The organism is Lentzea roselyniae (genome assembly GCF_039537795.1).
GTDB classification, from domain to species: domain Bacteria; phylum Actinomycetota; class Actinomycetes; order Mycobacteriales; family Pseudonocardiaceae; genus Lentzea; species Lentzea atacamensis.
Window position 1 is genome coordinate 102,894 of record NZ_BAABBE010000026.1, and the last position, 19,922, is coordinate 122,815.

The following is a 19,922-nucleotide window of genomic DNA, read 5'->3' on the forward strand; positions in this document are numbered from 1 at the left end:
GCGAACGGAAGCGCGCATGCCTGTGTTGCTGGTCCGCAAGCGTGCGGGTGTCGTAGGCGAGACACAACGCACGTGCCACCTCGTTCCCATGCCCGACGACGACAGCACACCGCTCGCGATGACCGCGTACTGCGGCGAGCTCATCCACCGCGGCGAGGCCGAACTGCTCGCCCAGCCGTCCGGAATGCCGTGCGTTGGCTGCCTGTTTCGCGTACCGATGCCCAGAGACGGCGAACTAGCCCACGACTGGTGACGCGATGCAGGCCGTTCCGGCGTGCCTGAACCCGACACGCTCGTAGACCCGCGCGATCTCCGGGCTTCCCGCCGACAGGAACACGAGCTTCGCGCCCCGTGCCAGGGCATCCCGCGCGAGCTCCGCAGTGACCGCACCACCGAGGCCACGTCGCCGTGCCGCCGGCAACGTGCCGATTCCCGCGATCTCCACTACATCACCCGCCCGTTGCGCGGTGCCCACCGCCAGCACGCCCTCGCCTGGCAGGTCGGCCACCGCGTGGCGGTGCCGGGTGCTCAGCGGGACGGCCTCCGCGAGCGCCGCGTCCCGTTCCGCGGTACCGGCCTCGCCCGGCGCGGTGCCCGGCGACGAGAACGCCAGCTCCGCCACCACCGACACCTCGGCCGGCCGCGTGCCGAGCACGCGCACGTGCGGGTGCGGTTCCGGCAGCTGCTCCGGGTCGAGCACCATCAGCGGCGCCCGGAGCACTTCCAGACCGGCCGCGATCGCCGCGTCGTACAGGTCCGGCGTGGTCTCGTGCACCCACTCGAGGGCCTCGGGCACGCCGAGCTCGCGCTGGCGTTCGCGCATCTTCACCACGTCCGCGACCGTCGGCCGCCCGCCGGGGAACCGCGGCCGCGCGTAGTACGGATAGCCGTTGCCGGCCTGGACGAAGAGCACCAGCTCGCCGTGATCCTCAACGCGAGATCCCGGTCGGGGCACAGAGTCGTAAAACTGTTCGAGAACGTCCCACACGGACGATCACGCTAGTGCCGCGACCGGCAACCTGCGCCCCGTATTTCGACGTTCGGACGGGTGCGAGGCATCCTGCTGAGCGCCGGAAGACGCGGCGTTGGTTGGCGGTCGCGGCACTGGCTACTTTGGGCGGCATGACGCACTGCGGTTTCCGTTCCGAGCCGGCATGAGGCTCCTGGCGGCGGTTGTCGCCCTCCTGCTCGTCCTCACCGGCTGCGGCGGCGACGGTGAGGACCGGTTCGCCCGCCCCGGCGCGCCCAAGACGTCGCCGAGCGGGAAGTTCATCGCGCACGCCGAGGGTTCCAGCGGTGTGCGGATCACCGATCACGACGGCGGTGACATCTTCCAGAAGTCGTACGAGTACGCCACCAGCTACCGCGCCGACGGCATCGGCGTGGTGTGGCTGTCCACCAAGGACCAGCTGTGGGTGCTCGTACCCGGCGGTCGCATGAGCGAGCGCATCGAGCCGGGACCGGGCGGGGTGTGGACGGCGGTCGAGGCCGAACTACCCGGGGAGATCACGCGGCTCGGCTGAGGTGTCCTTCTCGCCCTGCGCGAGCCGGCGGCCGCGCTCCAGCTCCGCGTCGAACTCGGCGCCGAGCAGCACGGCGATGTTGGAGATCCACAGCCACACCAGGAAGACGATCACACCACCGAGCGAGCCGTAGGTCTTGTTGTAGGACGCGAAGTTCGCCACGTAGATCGCGAAACCGACGGTCGCGAGCGCCCACAGCGCGATCGCGAGCAGGCTGCCGGGCGTGACCCAGCGGACGGCGGGCTGCCGCACGTTCGGCGCGGCCCAGTAGAGCACCGCGAACGCGAGCGCCACCAGCAGCAGGATGACCGGCCACTTCGCGATGTCCCACACGGTGACGACGGTGTCGCCCAGTCCCAGCAGATTGCCCACCGCGTCCGCGACGCCACCCGTCAGCACGAGCGCCCCGAGCGTCAGTGAGATCACCACCACCGAGCCCAGTGTCAGCAGGAGACGCAGCGGCACCGTCTTCCAGAACGGCCTGCCCTCCTCGACGTCGTAGACCGCGTTGCACGCGCGCATGAACGCGCCGAGGTAGCCCGACGCGGTCCAGAACGCCGTCAGCAGGCCGATGATGCCCAGCAGCCCGGCGGCGCCTTGGCCCCTCTGCAGCTCTTCGATGGAGGTCTTCACCAGCTCACCGGCCTCGCCCGGCGCGACCTGGTCGACGTACTTCATCAGCTCTTGCGTGGTCGTTTCGCCGAGCAGTGCGAGCACGGACGTCAGGACGATCAGGCCCGGGAACAACGACAGCACCGCGTAGTAGGTGAGCGCAGCCGCCCAGTCCGTCAGGTTGTCGTCGTTGAACTCTTTGACCGTCCGTTTGAGAACGCCCCACCAGGCGCCTTTCGGCAGCCTGGTGGGGCGGTCGACAGTCTTACCTGCGGGCACGGCGCCAGCTCCAGGAACGCGTGCTGGAACCAACACCGGCGAGGTGCAGGGATAGGAGCAGCAGCCCGAGCACCACCAGCGTGTTGACGGTGATCACTCCACCGAGCGCTGCCTTCGCCAGGTCGAGGATCAGGGCGAGCCCGAATGCCACTGCGGCGATGATGGCCAGCATGTGTCCACCTCCTAGGTTCTGAGCTGCGGATACCCGTTTTGTTGTGCCGGAATCACACCGTTCGGAGCAATGGGCGTGTCATGATCCGCTCTATGGATGTCCAGCGGTGGCAGGCGGCCGCGGTTCCGTGGTGGGTGACCAAGGTCGGGCTCGTCGGCGGCTGGGTCGTCGCCTTCTACTTCGCCCTGAGCGGGAGCGGTGCGCCGTGCACGGTCGCGCAGCCCTGCGAGCCCAACCCGTTCTTCTCGATCGCCATGGTGCCGTGGCTGGCCACACCGCTGCTGTTGTTGCTCGGCCGTGTGCTCACCGGCTGCGCGATGGGCGTGGCTTTCGGTGTGCTGGACATCGTGTTCGACCCCTCGGCACCCACCAACGTTCCGTTCGGGCTGTACGCCGTCGCGTGCGCGATCGTTGCGGCATGGACGATCAGGTCACGCGCGGACCAGCACGCGGCGGCGGGTGACGCCCTCGTGTCGTTGCCGGACATGCCGCCGCAACGCGGAGTTCTGCGCATCGTCGCCGTGCTGCTCGTGGTGTTCGGGTTCCTGACGTTCGTGCAGTACGACCTCAGGAACGACGAGGTCGCGCAGCACGTCGCGAACGCCAGCCGGGTTGATGCCGAGGTCGTCGAGGTCAAGGACACCTACGACGTGTGGGTGGAACTGCCCGGCCGCCGGCGGATCGAACTCCATCCGCTCGCGCCGGAGGAGTACCAGGTCGGCGACAAGGTCCCGATGCTGGAGGACGGCGCGTGGGTGCAGATGGTGAGCGAGCCCGAGGACTTCACCTGGTGGCTGGCGCTGGGCGGCGCGGCCGTGTTCCTCGCGATCCTGCTGGCCGCGCGGGAACGTCGCCGCCGCGCGTTGTGGACCGGTCCGGTGAAGGCGGTCCGGCTGCAGGCCCACCCCGTCGGCCAGCGGCGGATCCTGTTGCGGCACAACAAGGACGACATCGCGACCATCACCACGTTCGCCGACCTCGGGCTTGAGGAGCCGCTCTACCACGACACCGAGCAGTTCGGCCGGGTGTGGCGCGGTGAGGAGGACCCGCCGGTGAGGCTCGAGCCCGCGGAGATCCTCGTCGCGGGTGAGTGGCACCACGGCGGTCAGGTCGCGCTCCTGGTCGAGGGGGAGGTCGTGGCCACCAGCACGCTCAGCCGGGTGCGCCCGCGCCACACCGTCCACAGTGCACATCTTCCGGGTGAGCCGGTCACCGCCGGTACGCCCGTCGAGCTGCCGCACGCGATGTGGCCGGGTGACCGGCGACGGACCGAGGGCGTGTTGCTGCTGCTGGGCGCGGCCGGCGCGCTGATCGTGCTGAAGCAGTACCCGGACCTGTTCGTCGTCGGCCTGATCGGCGTGCAGTGCGTGCTGGCCGCGGTGACACGGTTCCAGCCGCTGCTGCGCTTCGACCACCGCTCGGTCGTGCTCTACACCGGCATCTGGACCTACCGCGTGCCGTGGGCGCAGCTGCACGGTGTCCGTCGCGCCGGTCCGCAGCTCATGCTCGCGTTCGGCCCGCACGGCGACGTGATCACAACACCGCACCTGCCGGACCGGCAGGCGGGCGAGAAGCTGATGTGGGCCCGTGCACGGTCGTTGATCGCCGACCACCCCGGCGAGCGGGTCGGCCGCAAGCTCAACATCAGCGTGCTCGTCGGGATCGCCTACGTCGGGTTGATCCTGTTCATCTGAGTTTCGCGACGGCCTTGAGCAGACGGTCCACATCGGACTCGTCGTTGTACGGCCCGATGCCGGCCCGCACGGCGCCCTTGTCGCCGAGGCCGAGCCACCGCGAGCACTCGATCGCGTAGAAGTGGCCAGCGGGCGCGTTGACACCCTCGGCTCCGAGCCTGCGGTACACCTCGGCCGGCTCCAGCCCGTCGACCGAGAACAGCACGGTCGGAGTGCGCGCGGACGCCTTGCTGTAGATCCGCACGCCGAGCTCGCGCAGGCCCGCCTCCAGCTGGTCGCGCAGCCCGGACTCGTGCTCCTCCAGCCCGTCGAGGCCGCGCATGAACTCCACCGCCGCGGTCGTGCCCGCCAGCAGCTCGTACGGCAGCGTGCCCAGCTCGAACCGTTCCGGCACGGCGTTCGTCGACGGCAGCAGCTTGTCCGGCCGCAGCGTCTCCAGCAGTTCCGGCGCGGCCGCCAGCACGCCGAGGTGCGGGCCGAGGAACTTGTACGGCGAACACACGAAGAAGTCCGCGTCCATCGCCTCGACGTCGACCGGTAGATGTGGTGTGTAGTGCACGCCGTCGACGTACACGAACGCCGCCATCTCGTGCGCCGCCGCCGCGATCGCCGCCACGTCCGGACGCGTGCCGAGCAGGTTCGACGCCGCCGTGATCGCGACGACGCGGGTGCGGTCGGACAGCAGGTTCGTCACCGCTTCGACGGGCAGTTCGCCGGTGGTGCGGTCGAACGGCGCCCAGCGCACCGTGGCCCGTGCCGACTCGGCCGCCTGCACCCACGGCCGGACGTTGGCGTCGTGGTCGAGCCTGGTCACGATGATCTCGTCGCCGGGCCGCCAGTTCTTCGCGAGCGTGCGGGAGATGTCGTAGGTCAGCTGGGTCATGCTGCGCCCGAACACGATGCTGCCCGCGTTGAGGAACTCGCTCATCGTGCGGCGCGCGGTCCGGACGATCTCCTCGGCCCTGCGCTCGGCGGCAGTGACGCTGCCGCGGTTGGCGATCGCCGAGGTCAGGGTTTCCCTGACCGCGTCGGCGACGACGTCCGGCGTCTGCGAGCCGCCGGGTCCGTCGAAGTGCGCGGCACCCTCGCGCAACGCGGGGAAGTGGGCGCGGACCGCGGCGACGTCGTAGGCCATGTCCTCATGGTGCTTGAGCACCCACGAACCGGGAAAGGATCAACCGGAGGGTGCTCACCTGAGCGGTCGCGTCGAAGTCCGGGTCGACGAGCCTGCCGTATAGGCCGTCGACCAGACCCTGCGCCCAGGTCGCGGCCGTCCGAGCGCTCACCGGGAGCTTGATCTGGCCCGCGTCGTGCGCCCGCTGCAGCAGGACGGCCAGTTCGTCGCGCACCGCCTGTTCGTTGCGGGCGACCAGCTCCCACAGCTCTGGATCACGGCTCGCCTGCGCCACGACCTCCAGCACCAGCCCGGCCACGGACCGGTCGAGCGCGGGCACGCACAGGTGGTCGATCACCATCAGCACGCCGTCCCACGGGCTCAGCTCCCCGGCCCGCGCCAGGATCTCCGCGTTGTCCTTGCCGTCCTGCTCGAAGATCTCGCGGAAGATCGCCCGCTTGGTGGGGAAGTAGTGGAACAGGCTGCCGGTGCTGATGTCGGCGGCCTTGCAGATGTCCGCGACGGTCGTCCGATCGAAGCCCTTCTCCGCGAACAGGCCCGCGGCCGTGTCGGTGATGTGGCGCTTCTTCGCGGCGTGCTTGACCGGATCTACCGTTCGCACCTGTAGTACTGCCTCTTCTTCTCGTCCTTGACGCAGACTCCGCGCTTGCGGATCTCCCGCGCCAATTCTGCGGCCTCCTCGTGCTCGTACTTCGAGATGGCCTTCCGCCGCGCCGTGAACAGGGCGTTCACGTCCGCCGGAAGATCGGGCGCGTGCTCGACCCACATGCGGTAGTCGTCCGCGAACGGGTCCGCGTCGAGCCACCGGTAGCCCTGGCCGGTGAAGGCCTGTTCGAGCCTGGCCCTGCTCAGGTCCGAACTCTCGCGGGCGAGCTCGGCCCCGCTGGGTGACAGCAGCACGAGTTGCTTGCCTTCGGTGAACACCGACTCGATCTGGTTGCGGCCGAAGTCGAAGATCTTGTCGTTCTTCTTCAGCCTGACGCGGTCGTGTGAGACCTCGACCGACATCATCTCGGCGGCCCACAACAGAGCGAGCACCCCGCCGCCGAGTGCGCCCACGGCGAGCGCCGCGATCGTCACCCACGGCTCCGGGATGTCCGTGACCAGCTCGAACACGCCCTGAAACGGGAACCACCTCAACGTCGTGATCCACACGGCTGCCAGCTTGAGCCCCCACACCACAGCCGCTCCCAGCACCGGGCACAACACCCAGATGCCGTACCGGACCGCCGCGGTCTCCTGCACAGTCGTCATGTGCTCAATACTAGACCGAGCGCTCGGTTTATTAGTTTCAGGACAGTGGTTGTCCGCAGTCGGGCCTACCGTCGCCGGCATGGACTGGAACAAGCAGTTGACGGACCAGCTCGACTGGCATTGGCAGATGCAGTTGCGGCCGCGGCTGGAGGGCCTGACCGACGACGAGTACTTCTGGGAGCCCGTGTCCGACGTGTGGACGGTGCGGCGGGACGGCTCGATCGACTGGGAGCTCCCGCTGCCCTCGCCGGAGCCGGTGACCACGATCGCGTGGCGAATGGCGCACATCATCGTGGGCGTGTTCAACATGCGCACGGCCTCACACTTCGGTGGCCCGTCCGCCGACTACAGGACGTGGCAGTACGCGCTGAGCGCGGACGAGGCGTTGAAGCAGTTGGACGACGCCTATGCGGCGTGGATGGACGGTGCGCGCAAGGCGGATCTCTCGCTTGCTGTCGGTCCGGCGGAAGGGCCGTTCGCCGAGGAGCCGATGGCCACGCTGGTGCTGCACATCAACCGGGAGGTGATCCACCACGGCGCGGAGATCGCCCTGCTTCGTGATCTCTACCTGAGGGAGAGTTAGTTACTCAGAAGTGCCTACTTTCTAAAAGTTGGCGCTAACTGCAAGATGATCAGCATCGAGAACATCGAAGGGGATCAAGATGCGAGTCATCACGCAGAAGACCGTCGGGGGCGCGTCCGTGCTGGAGGTCGCGGAAGTCGCGAAGCCCGTGCCAGGACCGGGTCAGGTGCTGGTCAAGGTGGGCGCGGCCGGTGTGAACCCGGTCGACACCTACATCCGGGCCGGCGGGTTCCCGGCGCTCGGGGAGCCGCCGTTCACGCTGGGCTGGGACGTCGCGGGCACCGTGGAGCAGGCCGGTGAGGGCGTGCGGGGGTTCGCGGCCGGCGACGACGCGTACGGGATGCTTCCCTTCCCCGGCACGGGCGGTGGCTACGCCGAGTACGTCGTGGCGGACGAGTCCGACCTCGCCCGCCGGCCCTCGTGGCTGACCGTCGAGGAAGCGGGCGCGCTGCCGTTGGTGGCGCTCACGGCGTGGCAGGCGCTTCTCGGGCGGGGCGGTGTCTCCGCCGGTCAGCGCGTGTTGATCCACGCGGCGGCCGGCGGCGTCGGGCACGTGGCGGTGCAGCTCGCCAAGGCGCGCGGCGCGTACGTGATCGGCACGGCCTCCGCGGCCAAGCACGACTTCGTGCGCTCGCTCGGCGCCGGCGAGGTCGTCGACTACCGGCACCAGGACTTCACCGAGATCGAGCCGGTCGACGTGGTGTTCGACCTCGTCGGCGGTGAGTACGCCGAGCGGTCCGCCAAGGTGCTGAAGCCCGGCGGCGTGCTCGTGTCGACCATTCCCGGCAACCCGGGTTTTGACGTTGACCGAGCTGCCGACCTCGGCATCCGGTTCGAGCTCTTCGGCAGCGTGTCCGCCTCCGGCGCCGATCTGGAGGCGTTGCCGCAGGTCAAGGTGCAGCTCGACCACGTGGTGCCGCTCGCGGACGCCGCGAAGGCGCACGAGCTCGTCGAGTCGAAGAGGACCACGGGCAAGGTCGTCCTGGTGCCGTGACACTGCGTTTACCGCGCGTTGACCATTGCACCTGATTGTGTGCGAAACATTCACACGATCGGGGAGAGCAAATGGCGCGGTGGAGTCCACTGGCGTTGATCATCGGTTTGTTGGCGGCGGTCGGCCTGTACGGGTCGACCGCCGCTTCCGCAGCAGCTCCGCTCACCGTTGCTCAGGCGATCAGTCAGCAGAACGGGTCGTCGGCGACCGTGAGCGGGTACGTCGTCGGTCAGCCCACGGCCACGAACACGGTCGTTCGTTCGAACTACCCCAGCGACTACGCGCTCGCGCTGGCCGACTCGGCGTCCGAGACCGGCACGTCGCGCATGATCTACGTGCAGATCCCGACGGCGTTCCGCGCTTCGTGGGGGCTCAGGTCCAACCCGTCGTTGCTGGGCAGGCGGATCGACGTCACGGGCTCGTTGAGCTCGTACTTCTCGCATCCCGGCCTGGTCTCGTCCACGGCGTTCGCGTTCACCAGCGCGACACCCACCTCGTCGGCCCCGCCCACCTCGTCGACAACAACACCACCGGCCTGCACCGGCTACTACGCGGCGGCCTGCAACAAGACCGGCTCGGCGTTGAAGAACGCTCTGAACAGCATCATCCGCGACCAGACCAAGCTGAGCTACGAGGCGGTCTGGGACGCGCTGAAGGTGACGGACGAGGATCCGAACAACTCGAACAACGTGATCCTGCTGTACAGCGGCCGTTCGCAGCCGAAGTCGACCAACGGAGGCGGCGCCGACGACTGGAACCGCGAGCACGTCTGGGCCAAGTCGCACGGTGACTTCGGCACGGCCACCGGTCCGGGCACCGACATCCACCACCTGCGCCCTGAGGACGTGTCCGTGAACGCGGCGCGCGGCAACCTGGACTTCGACAACGGCGGCTCGGCGGTCAGCGAGGCATCGGGCAGCTTCGCCGACGGCGACTCGTTCGAGCCGCGTGACGCCGTGAAGGGCGACGTCGCACGCATGCTGTTCTACATGGCTGTGCGCTACGAGGGCACGGACGGCTTCGCGAACCTGGAACTCAACAACTCCGTGTCCAACGGCACCGCGCCCTACCACGGCAAGCTGTCGGTGCTGCTGCAGTGGCACGCCGAGGACCCGGTGGACGCGTTCGAGCAGCGGCGCAACAAGATGATCTACGAGAACTACCAGCGCAACCGCAACCCGTTCATCGATCACCCGGAGTGGGCGAGCCTCATCTGGAGCTGAGCCGGTCGAGGAAGGGGCGTTGCGCGGAGACGATCTTCGCGCTCGCCTCTTCCACGCTGAACCACCGCACCCGGTCCACCTCGGGGAACGTCTTGCGCTGACCCGACTTCGGCGGCCACTCCAGCTCGAACGTGCCCGGCGTGACGGCCTCCGGATCCAGGTCGCCCTCCAGTGCCCACACCGTGATGACCTTGCCGGAGCCCTTGGCCTCGCCGAGCGGGATCAGCTCGCCCTCGGGCACCGGGAGCCCGAGCTCTTCCTCGAACTCTCGCCTCGCCGCCGCCTCCGGCGTCTCGTCGTCGGTGTACTCACCCTTCGGCACCGACCACGCGCCGGCGTCCTTGCGGGCCCAGAACGGGCCGCCCATGTGCCCGAGAAGGACCTCCAGCTGCTCGTTTCGCCTGAAGAGCAGGATTCCCGCCGACCGCTTCATACTGTCCAGCATGGCGGACTGGGTCCTGCACGTGGACCTCGACCAGTTCATCGCGGCGGTGGAGGTCCTCCGCGATCCGTCGCTGCGCGGCAGGCCCGTGGTCGTCGGCGGCAACGGCGATCCGACCGAGCGCGCGGTCGTCGCCACCGCCTCCTACGAGGCGCGCGAGTTCGGCGTGCGCTCCGGGATGCCGTTGCGGACCGCGTTCAAGAAGCTGCCTGACGCTGTGTTCCTGCCTGCCGACCACGCCCTGTACGAGGCGGCGTCGGCGGACGTGATGGCCGTGCTGAGGTCGTTCCCGGTCGTCGTCGAGGTGATGGGCTGGGACGAGGCGTTCGTCGGTGCCTCCGTCGACGATCCCTTCGAGCTGGCCCGGTCGCTGCAGGCCGCGGTGCTCGAGTCGACCGGGCTGCACTGCTCGGTCGGCATCGGCGACAACAAGCTGCGCGCCAAGCTCGCGACCGACTTCGGCAAGCCCGCCGGCGTGTTCCAGCTGACCCGTGCGAACTGGGTCGAGGTGATGGGGCACCGGCCGACGTCCGCGTTGTGGGGCATCGGCGCGAAGACCGAGCGCAAGCTGGCCGAGCTCGGCTTCTCGACGGTGACGGACCTGGCAGCTGCGTCGCCGGACGCCCTGGCCGCGCGGTTCGGCCCGCGGATGGGCCCGTACTACCGGACCCTGGCGCTGGGAGCGGGCGACACGGTCGTGAGCGCGACGCCGTGGGTGGTGAAGTCCCGCAGCCACGAGAAGACCTATCAGCAGGACCTCGTCTCGCTCGACGACATCCGGCGCGAGGTCGTGGCGCTGGCCCGCCAGGTGGCCGCGGACGTGGCCGCCGAGGGCCGCCCGGTCGTGCGGGTGGGGGTGAAGGTGCGCTTCGTGCCCTTCTTCACGAAGGTGCGTTTGATGAAGCTGCCTGCGCCGACGTCGTCCGCGGACGATCTGGCGGAGGCCGCGCTGACCGTGCTGAACCGCTTCGAACACGGCCGTGCGGTACGTCTTTTGGGGGTACGCGCGGAATTCTCCGGCGATGATGTCGAACCGAAGCCTTCTTCTTCGACGTATCAGTAAGTAGAAGCTTTACCGCTAGGAGAAGAAGATGACCGCCTCATCGCTCACACACCGCGACCGCGCGGTTCTCAGAGCCGTTGCCGACGGCCGTTGCGAGATCGCCGGAAGCTCACTGCTCGTCGACGGCCTGTGCTGCGCCGACCAGTTCGTCGGCCTGCGCCTGACCTCAGCGGGCCTGATCAGCGCACGTCCAGGGCCGGCAGCGCTCACCACAGCCGGCTACGAGGTCCTCGCCGCGGCTTGATTCACATTCTGGGGTTCTTGCGGAAGATGGACATCAGGTACTTGTTCGCGAACCGATAACCGCCGTCCGCGGTCCGGAACGGTTCAGCCGCAATCCTGATCTTCTCCGCGACACTTTCTTCACCTTCGCTCTCGATGAGCCGCTGGTAGCCGCCTGTGCTCAGGAAGGCACGCAGCATCGTGTCCTCGTCGGGATGATCCTGAGGAATGTCGATCGCGAGTTCTTCCTGTGGTTCCGGCATCTTCGCGCGCCTGCGTCCGCCTGATCCCAGGACGGCCCGCCCGACGGTGAGGATGTCGCTCGGGTGCTCCGGGTGCCAGTCGCACACGACCACGTGGTCCCTGCTGACCCTGACCGCCTCGGCGAACGCGGTTTCGGGGTCTGCCGCGAAGAACAGCGCGTTGAACGCCGTGACGACGTCGAACGTGCCGTCGTCCCAAGGCAACCGCCCCAGTGGCCACACGTGGAACTCGGCCTCGGGCGCGGTCCGCCGGGCAAGCTCGATCATCTCGTGCGACGCGTCGATCCCGGTTGCTCTCGCGCCTGCTTCCGTTGCCAGAGCGCAGAACTCACCGCTGCCGCACGCCAGGTCGAGCACTGTCGTGCCTTCGCTGATCTTCGTGCGCGCGACGGCGGTTCGCCAGGCGGGCAGGGACATCTTCGCGCCGAGCGCGGCCCGTTGCGCCGCCCGCCGTCCCCACAGCCCGCCCTCGCTGATCGACGTGGTGTCCACGGTGCCGGTGCCGATCAGGAACTCGCGCAGCTGATCGGCGAGGTCCGCCGGCCAGATCGTGGTGACCTCCGCCCGGCACCCGGCGGTCTGGATCCGCCACGTCAGCTCGTCGCGGCCCGCCGTGACGGCGAGGTCGCGGTTCAGGCTGACCCACTCCCCGTCCTCGCGGCAGGCCAGGAAGTCCGCGAGCGCCTGCCCGTCCGCGAAGGTCGTGACGCGGTCGAGGCGTGCGCCGAACCGGGGAGCGGTGATCTCGACCGAGAAGAACACCCTGCCGTCCCACGGGTGGATCATCTCGACGCGGTCGGCGAACCGGATCCGTGCGTCCGTGCCCACGACGAGCTCGCCGGGCAGGAAACGGGTGGCGTCGCCGAGATCGCGGGTCATGCCCGCGACCCTAGTCAGGTGATCCACTGCGGCGCTTGCGAAATCCACTGGCCGTTGTGCGGATCATGGTGAACATGGCTCTCTTGACGCGGGTGCTGCGGTCGTTGGGTGGCGAGGAGGCGTTGGAGCGGCTGGCGCGGTTGCGCGGTAGCGACCTCACCAGCGTGCTGCTCGCACTGATGCGGCGTCGTGCGAGTGAGTTGTCCGGGCCGGATGTGCTGCGGCAGTACCGGTCCGACCGTTTCGTGGCGCCGGCCGCGGTGCCGTTCGGCGTGCTGCGGGCGGCGGAGGACCGGCTGCTGGACGCGCTGCCCTCGTCGTTCGAGGTGCTGGGACTCGCGCCGGTGGTGCCGCTCGGGACGTGTTCCGCGGTCGCCGAGACGGACCAGAACAACGTCCTGACGACGATCCGCGGCACCGAGGTCGCGGCCGACACCACCAACGCGCTGGCGCTCGAAGCCGCGGTGCGCAGGCAGGCTTCGGGTGAGGACGTGCGGCTCGCCGCGGTGCAGCGGGTGGTGCGCGCGCAGCTGTTCGAGGGCGCGGGCCGGTTCGCGCACTTCACGTTGTTCGCCGCGGTGTCCGCCGGACGTGACCGGGGGTCGCTCGCCTTTGAGCGCCAGCACTTTCAGGAACACGTCGAGTTCCTGCGTGAGGCGTGCGGGGACGTCGAGGTGCGGGTGACGGTGCTGGATCCCCGGTTCGAGGTGGTGCGCGGTGACCTGCCCGCGGACCCGTCGCGGCGCACCGGGTACTACAAGGGCTTGTGCTACAAGGTTTTCCGCGACGGCGTGGAGATCGGCGACGGCGGGTTCGTCGACTGGACGCAACGGCTGACGGGCAACCGCAAGGAGCGGCTACTGATCACCGGTCTCGGCGTTGACCGGCTCGCCACGCTCTGATTCCATGTCATACCAACAAGTTCCGCGCGCGGCGTGTCCTTGAAATGGCACCTTTCTGTCTACTGCCTGGCGCACCTCTGGCGGTGTCGGCGGTCAACATCGCGGACCTATTCTGAGCTGTGGCCTCGTCGGGTTGGAGGCGTTCCCTCCGCCGCTCTCCCGGGGTGCGCGCGGGTGAGCCGGGCCGAGGACGGTGGGTTCGGTCGGGGACCCCGTGCGATGGGAGCGCGACGATGGCGGCAGAGCTCAGGTGGATCCGAAGCTCTTACAGCGGCGACGGTGACGCGTGTGTCGAGTTCGCCGTAGACGCGCGGAGCACTGTCCTGGTTCGCGACAGCAAAGATCGGTCCGGGGTACTGCTCGGATTCTCCGTGCCCGCGTGGTCTGCCTTCGTGCTGGTGGTTGCTTCGTTCTGAACGCACGCCACTAGCGAGTTCGCTCGGTCGAGCGAACTCCCTCAAGTCTGTCTGCACCCTGTTCGACTCTGCATGTGGTGTCTTGACGCCTAGCGGTGTAAAACATGTCAATTTGAGGACGATCACTTTGCTTACAGTCAGTCTACTTGCTTTCAAGTTGCTAGGTGGCAGAATGGTGGCAGGCATGTACTCCATGCATGCTGCAGAGGGAGCGCTGCACCGTGTCAGTTAAGGGAAACCCCGTCGCACAGCAGCGGAAGCTGCTGGGTGAGCTGAGGCAGGCCCGTGAGGTCCTGAAGCTCACCCAGGACTCCGTCGCGGAAGCGCTCGACTGGTCCACGTCGAAGGTCATTCGCATCGAGCAGGGCAAGAGCGGTATCTCGGTCACCGATCTGAAGGCCCTGTTGCTCCACTACGGGATCACGGAGCCGACGCGCGTCGGGGAACTGGTCGACCTGGCCCGTGCGACCAAGCGACCTGCCTGGATGGCGAAGTACCGGGGTCTGCCCAAGGGTTTCGCGCACTTCATCGAACTCGAGACGGTGGCCATCCGTTGCCGCTACGTGCAGACCCTGCTGATTCCCGGCATGTTGCAGACGCGCGACTACGCGACTGCGGTCAACAGGGCCGGAGGGGAAGATCCCCAGACCTCGCAGCGAGGGGTCGACATCCGCATGCACCGCCAGAACCTGATCGGCCCCGATGGGCCGGACATGTTCTTCATCATCGACGAGTCGACGTTGCACCGGGTGGTCGGCGGTGTCGAGATCATGCGCGAACAGCTCGACCACATCAGGAAGCTGGCCGCGACCGACCAGATGTCCGTTCAGATCGTGCCCTTCGGAGCGGGTCTGCATCCCGCGATGAAGGGGTCGTTCTCGATCCTCGAGATCAGCGAGGACGAGGAGGACTACTCGCTGTTCCTGGAGGAGCTGTACGGCTCGTCGTTGCTCCAGGACGACTCGGAAGCCGTGCGCAAGTACCTGCGCTACTTCTTCCAGCTCGAGAAGTTCGCACTGCCCGCCACCGAAACGCCGCGCGTCATCGACGAGCGGCTCAAACACCTGGGAGGCTGACCAGCTCGAGTCGGACGGGTGCCTGCGCCAACAGACACCCGTCCGGTGGCAACGCCGTCAACGCACACCACAGCGCAAAGTGAGGCGAGTGGACAACGCCGTCGTCAGCCTATGACGTTCGACCAGTTCTGACTGCCGCCATCAGGGCCCTTCCCGGGGATTGGCCTCGCCTCACCGATCCAGAGTGATCGGTGGCCACAGGTCACCCCGCCATCAGGAGGCCCGAAATGAGCACCAGACGACCCACCCCGTCTCCCCGCAGGTTCGCCGCGACGCGGGGGAGTGGCCATGAACGGTCTCTTCATTAGCTACAGCAACAGCGACGGCGGTGCCGTCGCCTCCGCGCTGGTCGCGGGGTTGCGGTCACGGGGATTCGACGTGTGGTGGGACGGTGACCTGCTCTCCGTCCGGCCGTTGGCCATCACGTCGTGGATGGAAGAGGGGTTCCGCGACCGGACCGTGCTCGTGGTCGTCTCACCGGACTACCTGAAAGCGTTGGAGTCCAACGACTTCGTCGAACGCAAGGGCATCCGGTACGAAGCGCGGCTGTTGCGGCACAAGCTCTACCACCACAGCGAGGCCTACCGGTGCGGTGTCGTGCCGGTGGTGCCACCGCGGTTCGACAAGAACCTGTTGCCCGCGGTGTTGCAGCCGCTGGTGATTCACACCTTCGACCCGGACACCGGAGCCGGGATCGAGGTGCTGGCGAAGGCGCTCACGAGCGCGGGGGGTGTGGAAGGTGGTGTGACGATGAGCGTGGAACCCTCCACGACGTCGCCGACGGTGCGGGAAATGCTGCGGGACCTGGAAGATCTCGATCCCGCTGAGCCGGCCGCACACGCGCTGGCGTCGCGGCTGGTCGAGATCGGCGAGGGCGACATCGAGCTCGCCAGGTCGTTCGACTCGGTCGTGGGTGCCGCCAAGGCGCACGGCGACGTGGACCTGGTGCGGCGCACTTCCGAGATGTGCCTGCGCACGTTGTCCGCGACCGAACGCCTGCGCGGGGAAGGGCCGCTGGAGGCGAAGATCCTCGTCGAGGGGCAGGCGTGGTACCTGCTGCGCGAGCACCGCCTGGTGCGTGCGGCCGCGGTGGCAGAAGAAGGTACGAAGATCGCGGAGAAGTACCGTGACGTTTACACGGCGGCGCGCGGAATCCTATGTCACGCAACGGTGTTCCTGCGCATGGCCGCCGAGGGCGTGGCGTTCGATCGAGACTTCTACCTGCGCAAGAGCGAGCTCTTGCTGCTGCAGGCGATCGACCGGTTCAGCACGATCTCCGGCTGTGCGAGCGAGGAGATCGGGATGTGCGCCTCGCTCTGCGCGGAGTGGTGGTTGTCGCGGTACAAGCAGTCAGGCGATCGCACGGATCTCCTTGTCGCGATGCAGAAGGCGAAGACCGCGGAGGCCTTGCTGCCGCCCGGCGGCGAGAGGTACTCCTGGCTGATGGTGCTGCGGGCGCGCCTGTGCCACGCCGCTCGCAAGTACAACGACGGCAAGGAACTCGTGACGGACGTCATCGAGGCCGACGCGTATCCGGAGGTCGTGGCCCGGTCGCACCAGGTCCGTGCCGAACTGTCGCTCGGCAGCCGCGACAAGGCGAGCGCCGTCCGCGATCTCCTGGTGGCGGAGGAGAAGTTCCGCGCTCTCGGCTACGACTACGCGGCCGCCACCTGCTGGTGGTCGATCGCGCGGCTCGACCCGGCGAGGATCACCGACGTCCGGCTCACCGCCGCCGACATCGACGAGCTCGACGACCTGACGCCGGACCCGCGGGCCCGGCGCCGGGCCGTGCTCGAGTACGAACGGGCGAGCGCGCGGCGGTTCGGGCGCCGATGCCCGCCGGACTGGCGATTCCTGGTGGATCGGGTGCGGTACGCGTGAGTCACCGCTCGGCGTAGCGCTTGGCGAGCTCCTCCTCGCGGTCGGCAGGCCACGGGCAGCGGATCTCGCCCTGCGTGGCGGCGAAGAACAACTCCAGGTGCACGTGCCACGCGGCGAGGGCCTCTGGACCGTGGGCGTTCTCCTGGAACAGCGTGACAGTGGTGCCCTGCAACGGGATGTGTTCGAACTCCCAGCGCACGACGCCGTTCGGCGCACCGTCCTGGAGCCACTCGAACTCCAGCAGGCGCGGCGCCTCGGACCGCGTGATCCTGCCCGGGGTGAGGCCGGGGTGGGCGGCGCGCACCGGAACCTCGTTCTCGGTGCCCTCGGTGAGCAGCTGCCAGACCTCGTCGAGTGGCTTCCAGGCCAGGTCGCGGACGAACAGCACGCCGTCGGCCCCGTCGGTGCCCTCGTCCAGGCCGAACTTGGCGATGTAGTGCTCGATGCGCGGCAGCCAGTCCGTCGGTGGCTCGAACTTCCTGCCGTCGGCGTGGGCGACCAGTGCGTCCAGGCAGGTGGTCCAGCCGGGCGCGTCGCGGCCGACGAAGAGCTTGTTGGTGACCACGGCGGTGAAGACCAGCAGGCAGCCGTCCTCGCGCGGCAGGATCTCGAAGCGCAGCACGTCGTTGATCCAGCGGAACGCGAAGACCTTCGGCGGGTCGGACTCGAGCAGCTCGCCCTCGCCACCGTCGGCGCCGACAGGGGCCGCGTCCGGGAACGTGAAGCGCATCGTCCGGCCGTCGATCTCGACCTCCGCCGGGAACCAGTGCTTCATCTCGCCCGGCTCTGTGACCACCCGCCAGACCTTCTCCGGCGAGTGCCGCAGCCTGCGCTCGAAGCGCAGGACGGGCTTGCCCTCGATCATCTGCAGTTCGGCGTCCACGGGTCAGTCCCCTTCGATCTCGTCGAGTCGTCGTTCGAGCGCGTCCAGGCTCTGCTCCCACATCCGCCGGTAGGGCGCGAGCCAGGCGTCGACCTCCGCCAGCGGGCCTGGGGCGAGCCGGTACCAGCGCCGCTGGGCGTCGGTGCGCACCTCGACCAGGCCGGCCTCGCGCAGCACCTTGAGGTGCTTCGAGACGGTCGGCTGGGTCAGTGTCAGCCGGTCGACGAGGTCGCCGACCGGCCGCTCGCGTTCACGCAGCAGGTCGAGAATCTCCCGGCGACTCCGGTCGGCCAGCACGGCGAACGTTGATGCCATGACAGCAATATAGCTCCTATGGCATATAAGCGCGAGCTCAGTCCGCGAGCCGGATGGCCACCTCCGTCGTCCACTTGGCCGGGTCGGGCTCGACCTCGGGGTCGGTGAAGAACGTCTCCAGCCGGACACCCCAGCCGTCGCCGGCGCGGTCGAACCGCAGGCTCTCGTCGGCGAGGATGCGCTCGGTGACGGCGATCAGCCCGTCCGGGTGGCCCTCGTGCACCTCCACCGCGTACTGACCGCCGGGCAGCGTCGCCGTGAACACCTCGCCGGCCGCGGGCACCTCGGCGATGGTGGGGATGCCTGCCTCCACCTCGTACTCCTCGCCCCGCACGCGGGTGTACCGGAAGAACGGTGCTCCGGCGATCGGTAACTCGCGATCGGCGAGCCATTGCATGACCTCGGGAAAACGGTCGGCGATCTTGGGGAACGTCTCGAGCGTCACCGTGGCCTTGATCGCGGCGTAGGGCTGGTCTTCTCGTGTCTCGATGTCCATGCCCGCCACGCTAGCCACGACCACCGACAGAAAATCCGAGTCCGGCTGGAGACGGCGCCGATTAACGTGCGTTCATGCACCGCACCCTCTCCGTGGCAAGCTCTCCGGTGCGCGACCTGCTCGCGCTGACCTCGCGTCCCGAGGTGATTTCCTTCGCGGGTGGACTTCCCGCCCCCGAACTGTTCGACCTGGACGGTGTGCGCACCGCCTACGACATCGCGTTGCGGGACCGCTCAGTGCTGCAGTACGCCCCCACAGAAGGAAACCAGGCCCTGCGATCGCTGGTCGCCGCACGTCTGACGGGTCGCGGTCTGCCCACTTCGGACGTCCTGATCACCACCGGCTCGCAGCAGGCGCTGACCCTCGTGGCCACCGCGCTGCTGGGACCGGGCGCCGTCGTGGCCGTGGAGGAGCCGACGTATTTGGCCGCGCTGCAGTGTTTCCAGATGGCCGGTGCCCGCATCGTGCCCGTTGCCGGTGATGCCGACGGCCTGGATCCCGCGGCGCTGCGATCCGTTGTGGAAGCCGAACGCCCGGCGATGCTGTACCTCGTGCCGACGTTCGCGAACCCGACCGGCCGGACGTTGTCCGCCGCACGTCGCGCGGAGATCGCCGCTCTGGCCGAGGAGCACTCGTTCTGGATCGTCGAGGACGATCCTTACGGAGAGCTGCGGTATCGGGGTTCCGCTGTCGCGCCACTCGCATCCATCAGTGATCGAACCGTCTACCTGGGCAGCTTCTCGAAGATCGGCGCCCCCGGGATGCGGCTCGGATGGCTGCGGGCGCCAGAGGACCTGCTCAGGACGCTGGTGATCGTGAAGCAGGCCGCGGACCTGCACACGTCCACAGTGGACCAGGCCGCCGCCGCGGTTTACCTGAAGGACAACGACCTCGACGCGCACGTCGCCAGGCTGTGCGTCGAGTACGGGGCGCGCCGCGATGCGATGATCGAGGCGCTGCCGGGCACGGTTCCCGTTGACACGACGTGGACCGATCCGGACGGTGGCATGTTCGTGTGGCTGCGGTTGCCGGATGACGTCGACAGCGCCGAGCTGTTGCATGAGGCGCTGCGCCACGACGTCGCGTTCGTGCCGGGGGCGCCGTTCTTCGCGACCACGCCGGACCACGCCACGTTCCGGATGTCGTTCACCACCAACACGCCGGAGGAGATCGCGGAGGGCATGGCTCGCCTGGCGAAGGTTTTCCGGTGAGCCTGCTGGACGACGAGACGCTGTGGCGTTCCTCGGTCGTCGCGAACTGCGAGATGAACCGGGACCGAGGCCTGGCGAGCTACCGCCGTGAGCTGGGCCTCTACCGCGGGGGCTGACGACAGGGCCGGTCCCGACCACACAGGCCGCCGTCCACTCCCGCACGACGAGGTCTAGTACTACAGCCGCATGGCGTGATCTTGGTCGATGGCGTGGTGACGTGAGACGGCCACCGTGATCAACTTCGAGGTGTGTTGGGACTCGAAGCGAAACGGTGGCTGCGTTGCCGATCTTAGACCTGGACGCGTGGCGGGCCGGGTTCGACGACCTGTTCGCCCGGTTCGCAGGCAGGTTCGTGCAGGTCCAGACCCGCAGGCGGGCGCGGGCTTATGTGCTGGGCCTGTTGT

24 protein-coding genes and 1 pseudogene are annotated in these 19,922 nt (G+C 68.4%); 14 read left to right on the forward strand and 11 right to left on the reverse strand.

The genetic code is table 11. The features are described 5' to 3' along the window. Nucleotides 1–16 precede the first annotated feature (16 nt). Complete coding sequence (locus ABFX45_RS34880; RefSeq protein WP_211337679.1) at nucleotides 17–253, forward strand: hypothetical protein; 237 nt, start codon at nucleotides 17–19, stop codon at nucleotides 251–253. On the opposite strand, the gene ABFX45_RS34885 is transcribed toward ABFX45_RS34880, so the two are convergent. Then, nucleotides 236–913 carry a GNAT family N-acetyltransferase gene (locus ABFX45_RS34885; protein WP_346134709.1) on the reverse strand — a complete coding sequence of 226 codons (678 nt, stop codon included), beginning with the start codon at nucleotides 911–913 and terminating at the stop codon, nucleotides 236–238. The two genes, ABFX45_RS34880 and ABFX45_RS34885, sit on opposite strands and share 18 nt — an antisense overlap. 241 nt (nucleotides 914–1,154) lie before the next feature. Between ABFX45_RS34885 and ABFX45_RS34890 the strand changes: the two genes are divergently transcribed. Then, nucleotides 1,155–1,523 carry a hypothetical protein gene (locus ABFX45_RS34890; RefSeq protein ID WP_109640973.1) on the forward strand — a complete coding sequence of 123 codons (369 nt, stop codon included), beginning with the start codon at nucleotides 1,155–1,157 and terminating at the stop codon, nucleotides 1,521–1,523. Here the strand turns inward: ABFX45_RS34890 and ABFX45_RS34895 are convergent. Both ABFX45_RS34895 and ABFX45_RS34900 read right to left on the reverse strand, forming a co-directional pair. Next, nucleotides 1,494–2,414 (reverse strand): YihY/virulence factor BrkB family protein, encoded by a 921-nt coding sequence (locus tag ABFX45_RS34895; protein ID WP_346134712.1) that lies wholly within the window; start codon nucleotides 2,412–2,414, stop codon nucleotides 1,494–1,496. The two genes, ABFX45_RS34890 and ABFX45_RS34895, sit on opposite strands and share 30 nt — an antisense overlap. Then, nucleotides 2,401–2,586 carry a hypothetical protein gene (locus tag ABFX45_RS34900; RefSeq protein ID WP_346134713.1) on the reverse strand — a complete coding sequence of 62 codons (186 nt, stop codon included), beginning with the start codon at nucleotides 2,584–2,586 and terminating at the stop codon, nucleotides 2,401–2,403. Before ABFX45_RS34900 ends, ABFX45_RS34895 begins: the two co-directional genes overlap by 14 nt. Nucleotides 2,587–2,678: 92 nt before the next feature. On the opposite strand from ABFX45_RS34900, the gene ABFX45_RS34905 reads away from it, so the two are divergent. Then, nucleotides 2,679–4,280, forward strand: a complete 1,602-nt coding sequence (locus ABFX45_RS34905) for a hypothetical protein (protein WP_346134714.1) — start codon at nucleotides 2,679–2,681, stop codon at nucleotides 4,278–4,280. On the opposite strand, the gene ABFX45_RS34910 is transcribed toward ABFX45_RS34905, so the two are convergent. The 3 genes from ABFX45_RS34910 to ABFX45_RS34920 are packed head-to-tail and all read right to left on the reverse strand — an operon-like array spanning nucleotide 4,273 to nucleotide 6,669. Continuing rightward, nucleotides 4,273–5,415, reverse strand: a complete 1,143-nt coding sequence (locus tag ABFX45_RS34910) for a cysteine desulfurase-like protein (protein ID WP_112230539.1) — start codon at nucleotides 5,413–5,415, stop codon at nucleotides 4,273–4,275. The genes ABFX45_RS34905 and ABFX45_RS34910 overlap by 8 nt on opposite strands. A gap of 4 nt (nucleotides 5,416–5,419) precedes the next feature. After that, nucleotides 5,420–6,016, reverse strand: coding sequence for a TetR/AcrR family transcriptional regulator (locus tag ABFX45_RS34915; RefSeq protein WP_112230207.1), 597 nt, complete (start codon nucleotides 6,014–6,016; stop codon nucleotides 5,420–5,422). Then, a complete protein-coding gene (locus ABFX45_RS34920) occupies nucleotides 6,004–6,669 on the reverse strand; it encodes a YqeB family protein (protein ID WP_346134717.1) in 666 nt (221 codons plus the stop codon). Before ABFX45_RS34920 ends, ABFX45_RS34915 begins: the two co-directional genes overlap by 13 nt. A gap of 79 nt (nucleotides 6,670–6,748) precedes the next feature. On the opposite strand from ABFX45_RS34920, the gene ABFX45_RS34925 reads away from it, so the two are divergent. The 3 genes from ABFX45_RS34925 to ABFX45_RS46605 all read left to right on the forward strand — a co-directional run bounded on the left by ABFX45_RS34925 (nucleotide 6,749) and on the right by ABFX45_RS46605 (nucleotide 9,469). Further along, the gene (locus tag ABFX45_RS34925) at nucleotides 6,749–7,252 is read left to right on the forward strand and encodes a DinB family protein (protein WP_112230203.1); all 504 of its coding nucleotides are present in this window, start codon (nucleotides 6,749–6,751) and stop codon (nucleotides 7,250–7,252) included. A gap of 79 nt (nucleotides 7,253–7,331) precedes the next feature. After that, nucleotides 7,332–8,246: an NADP-dependent oxidoreductase gene (locus tag ABFX45_RS34930; RefSeq protein WP_346134719.1), complete on the forward strand. Its 915-nt coding sequence runs from the start codon at nucleotides 7,332–7,334 to the stop codon at nucleotides 8,244–8,246. A 71-nt stretch (nucleotides 8,247–8,317) separates the two neighbouring features. Further along, nucleotides 8,318–9,469 (forward strand): endonuclease, encoded by a 1,152-nt coding sequence (locus ABFX45_RS46605; RefSeq protein ID WP_428834269.1) that lies wholly within the window; start codon nucleotides 8,318–8,320, stop codon nucleotides 9,467–9,469. Here ABFX45_RS46605 and ABFX45_RS34945 read toward each other — a convergent pair. Continuing rightward, nucleotides 9,456–9,902, reverse strand: a complete 447-nt coding sequence (locus tag ABFX45_RS34945) for an NUDIX hydrolase (protein WP_233440149.1) — start codon at nucleotides 9,900–9,902, stop codon at nucleotides 9,456–9,458. The two genes, ABFX45_RS46605 and ABFX45_RS34945, sit on opposite strands and share 14 nt — an antisense overlap. Nucleotides 9,903–9,912: 10 nt before the next feature. Here ABFX45_RS34945 and ABFX45_RS34950 point away from each other — a divergent pair, with 10 nt between their 5' ends. Beyond that, entirely contained in the window at nucleotides 9,913–10,974 is a 1,062-nt protein-coding gene (locus ABFX45_RS34950; RefSeq protein WP_346134721.1) for a DNA polymerase IV, read from the forward strand. 28 nt (nucleotides 10,975–11,002) lie between these two features. Then, a complete protein-coding gene (locus ABFX45_RS34955; RefSeq protein ID WP_109640961.1) occupies nucleotides 11,003–11,218 on the forward strand; it encodes a hypothetical protein in 216 nt (71 codons plus the stop codon). 1 nt (nucleotide 11,219) lies between these two features. Here ABFX45_RS34955 and ABFX45_RS34960 read toward each other — a convergent pair whose 3' ends face one another. Continuing rightward, complete coding sequence (locus tag ABFX45_RS34960; RefSeq protein WP_346134724.1) at nucleotides 11,220–12,338, reverse strand: methyltransferase domain-containing protein; 1,119 nt, start codon at nucleotides 12,336–12,338, stop codon at nucleotides 11,220–11,222. A 74-nt stretch (nucleotides 12,339–12,412) separates the two neighbouring features. Between ABFX45_RS34960 and ABFX45_RS34965 the strand changes: the two genes are divergently transcribed. The 4 genes from ABFX45_RS34965 (at nucleotide 12,413) to ABFX45_RS34980 (ending at nucleotide 16,613) form a co-directional block, all read left to right on the forward strand. Continuing rightward, nucleotides 12,413–13,240 (forward strand): hypothetical protein, encoded by an 828-nt coding sequence (locus tag ABFX45_RS34965; protein WP_346134726.1) that lies wholly within the window; start codon nucleotides 12,413–12,415, stop codon nucleotides 13,238–13,240. Nucleotides 13,241–13,473: 233 nt separating this feature from the next. After that, nucleotides 13,474–13,656 carry a DUF397 domain-containing protein gene (locus ABFX45_RS34970; protein ID WP_109640958.1) on the forward strand — a complete coding sequence of 61 codons (183 nt, stop codon included), beginning with the start codon at nucleotides 13,474–13,476 and terminating at the stop codon, nucleotides 13,654–13,656. 221 nt (nucleotides 13,657–13,877) lie between these two features. Further along, on the forward strand, nucleotides 13,878–14,732 hold the full coding sequence (locus ABFX45_RS34975; RefSeq protein ID WP_170155267.1) for a helix-turn-helix domain-containing protein: 855 nt from the start codon (nucleotides 13,878–13,880) through the stop codon (nucleotides 14,730–14,732). Nucleotides 14,733–15,020: 288 nt separating this feature from the next. Further along, nucleotides 15,021–16,613: a TIR domain-containing protein gene (locus tag ABFX45_RS34980; protein WP_109640956.1), complete on the forward strand. Its 1,593-nt coding sequence runs from the start codon at nucleotides 15,021–15,023 to the stop codon at nucleotides 16,611–16,613. A 1-nt stretch (nucleotide 16,614) separates the two neighbouring features. Here the strand turns inward: ABFX45_RS34980 and ABFX45_RS34985 are convergent, their stop codons facing one another. From ABFX45_RS34985 to ABFX45_RS34995, 3 genes are read right to left on the reverse strand one after another with little or no spacing between them, the layout of a single operon-like run. Next, entirely contained in the window at nucleotides 16,615–17,496 is an 882-nt protein-coding gene (locus ABFX45_RS34985; protein WP_346134729.1) for an SRPBCC domain-containing protein, read from the reverse strand. Nucleotides 17,497–17,499: 3 nt separating this feature from the next. Beyond that, nucleotides 17,500–17,811 carry an ArsR/SmtB family transcription factor gene (locus tag ABFX45_RS34990; protein ID WP_109640955.1) on the reverse strand — a complete coding sequence of 104 codons (312 nt, stop codon included), beginning with the start codon at nucleotides 17,809–17,811 and terminating at the stop codon, nucleotides 17,500–17,502. Nucleotides 17,812–17,848: 37 nt separating this feature from the next. Continuing rightward, nucleotides 17,849–18,307: a GyrI-like domain-containing protein gene (locus tag ABFX45_RS34995; protein WP_346134732.1), complete on the reverse strand. Its 459-nt coding sequence runs from the start codon at nucleotides 18,305–18,307 to the stop codon at nucleotides 17,849–17,851. 74 nt (nucleotides 18,308–18,381) lie between these two features. Here ABFX45_RS34995 and ABFX45_RS35000 point away from each other — a divergent pair, with 74 nt between their 5' ends. Beyond that, a complete protein-coding gene (locus ABFX45_RS35000) occupies nucleotides 18,382–19,518 on the forward strand; it encodes an aminotransferase-like domain-containing protein (RefSeq protein ID WP_346134734.1) in 1,137 nt (378 codons plus the stop codon). Between the two features lie 286 nt (nucleotides 19,519–19,804). Beyond that, a pseudogene (locus ABFX45_RS46610) lies at nucleotides 19,805–19,922 on the forward strand (IS701 family transposase); the annotation flags it as partial.

Excerpts from the sequence above, each read along its gene's own strand:
- ABFX45_RS34945 (WP_233440149.1), bottom strand. The coding sequence starts at position 9,902 with ATGAAGCGGTCGGCGGGAATCCTGCTCTTCAGGCGAAACGAGCAGCTG.
- ABFX45_RS46605 (WP_428834269.1), top strand. The coding sequence starts at position 8,318 with ATGGCGCGGTGGAGTCCACTGGCGTTGATCATCGGTTTGTTGGCGGCG.
- ABFX45_RS34930 (WP_346134719.1), top strand. The coding sequence starts at position 7,332 with ATGCGAGTCATCACGCAGAAGACCGTCGGGGGCGCGTCCGTGCTGGAG.
- ABFX45_RS34970 (WP_109640958.1), top strand. The coding sequence starts at position 13,474 with ATGGCGGCAGAGCTCAGGTGGATCCGAAGCTCTTACAGCGGCGACGGT.
- ABFX45_RS34995 (WP_346134732.1), bottom strand. The coding sequence starts at position 18,307 with ATGGACATCGAGACACGAGAAGACCAGCCCTACGCCGCGATCAAGGCC.
- ABFX45_RS34925 (WP_112230203.1), top strand. The coding sequence starts at position 6,749 with ATGGACTGGAACAAGCAGTTGACGGACCAGCTCGACTGGCATTGGCAG.
- ABFX45_RS34950 (WP_346134721.1), top strand. The coding sequence starts at position 9,913 with ATGGCGGACTGGGTCCTGCACGTGGACCTCGACCAGTTCATCGCGGCG.
- ABFX45_RS34910 (WP_112230539.1), bottom strand. The coding sequence starts at position 5,415 with ATGGCCTACGACGTCGCCGCGGTCCGCGCCCACTTCCCCGCGTTGCGC.
- ABFX45_RS34920 (WP_346134717.1), bottom strand. The coding sequence starts at position 6,669 with ATGACGACTGTGCAGGAGACCGCGGCGGTCCGGTACGGCATCTGGGTG.
- ABFX45_RS34955 (WP_109640961.1), top strand. The coding sequence starts at position 11,003 with ATGACCGCCTCATCGCTCACACACCGCGACCGCGCGGTTCTCAGAGCC.
- ABFX45_RS34890 (WP_109640973.1), top strand. The coding sequence starts at position 1,155 with ATGAGGCTCCTGGCGGCGGTTGTCGCCCTCCTGCTCGTCCTCACCGGC.
- ABFX45_RS34900 (WP_346134713.1), bottom strand. The coding sequence starts at position 2,586 with ATGCTGGCCATCATCGCCGCAGTGGCATTCGGGCTCGCCCTGATCCTC.
- ABFX45_RS34905 (WP_346134714.1), top strand. The coding sequence starts at position 2,679 with ATGGATGTCCAGCGGTGGCAGGCGGCCGCGGTTCCGTGGTGGGTGACC.
- ABFX45_RS35000 (WP_346134734.1), top strand. The coding sequence starts at position 18,382 with ATGCACCGCACCCTCTCCGTGGCAAGCTCTCCGGTGCGCGACCTGCTC.
- ABFX45_RS34980 (WP_109640956.1), top strand. The coding sequence starts at position 15,021 with ATGAACGGTCTCTTCATTAGCTACAGCAACAGCGACGGCGGTGCCGTC.
- ABFX45_RS34965 (WP_346134726.1), top strand. The coding sequence starts at position 12,413 with ATGGCTCTCTTGACGCGGGTGCTGCGGTCGTTGGGTGGCGAGGAGGCG.
- ABFX45_RS34880 (WP_211337679.1), top strand. The coding sequence starts at position 17 with ATGCCTGTGTTGCTGGTCCGCAAGCGTGCGGGTGTCGTAGGCGAGACA.
- ABFX45_RS34990 (WP_109640955.1), bottom strand. The coding sequence starts at position 17,811 with ATGGCATCAACGTTCGCCGTGCTGGCCGACCGGAGTCGCCGGGAGATT.
- ABFX45_RS34960 (WP_346134724.1), bottom strand. The coding sequence starts at position 12,338 with ATGACCCGCGATCTCGGCGACGCCACCCGTTTCCTGCCCGGCGAGCTC.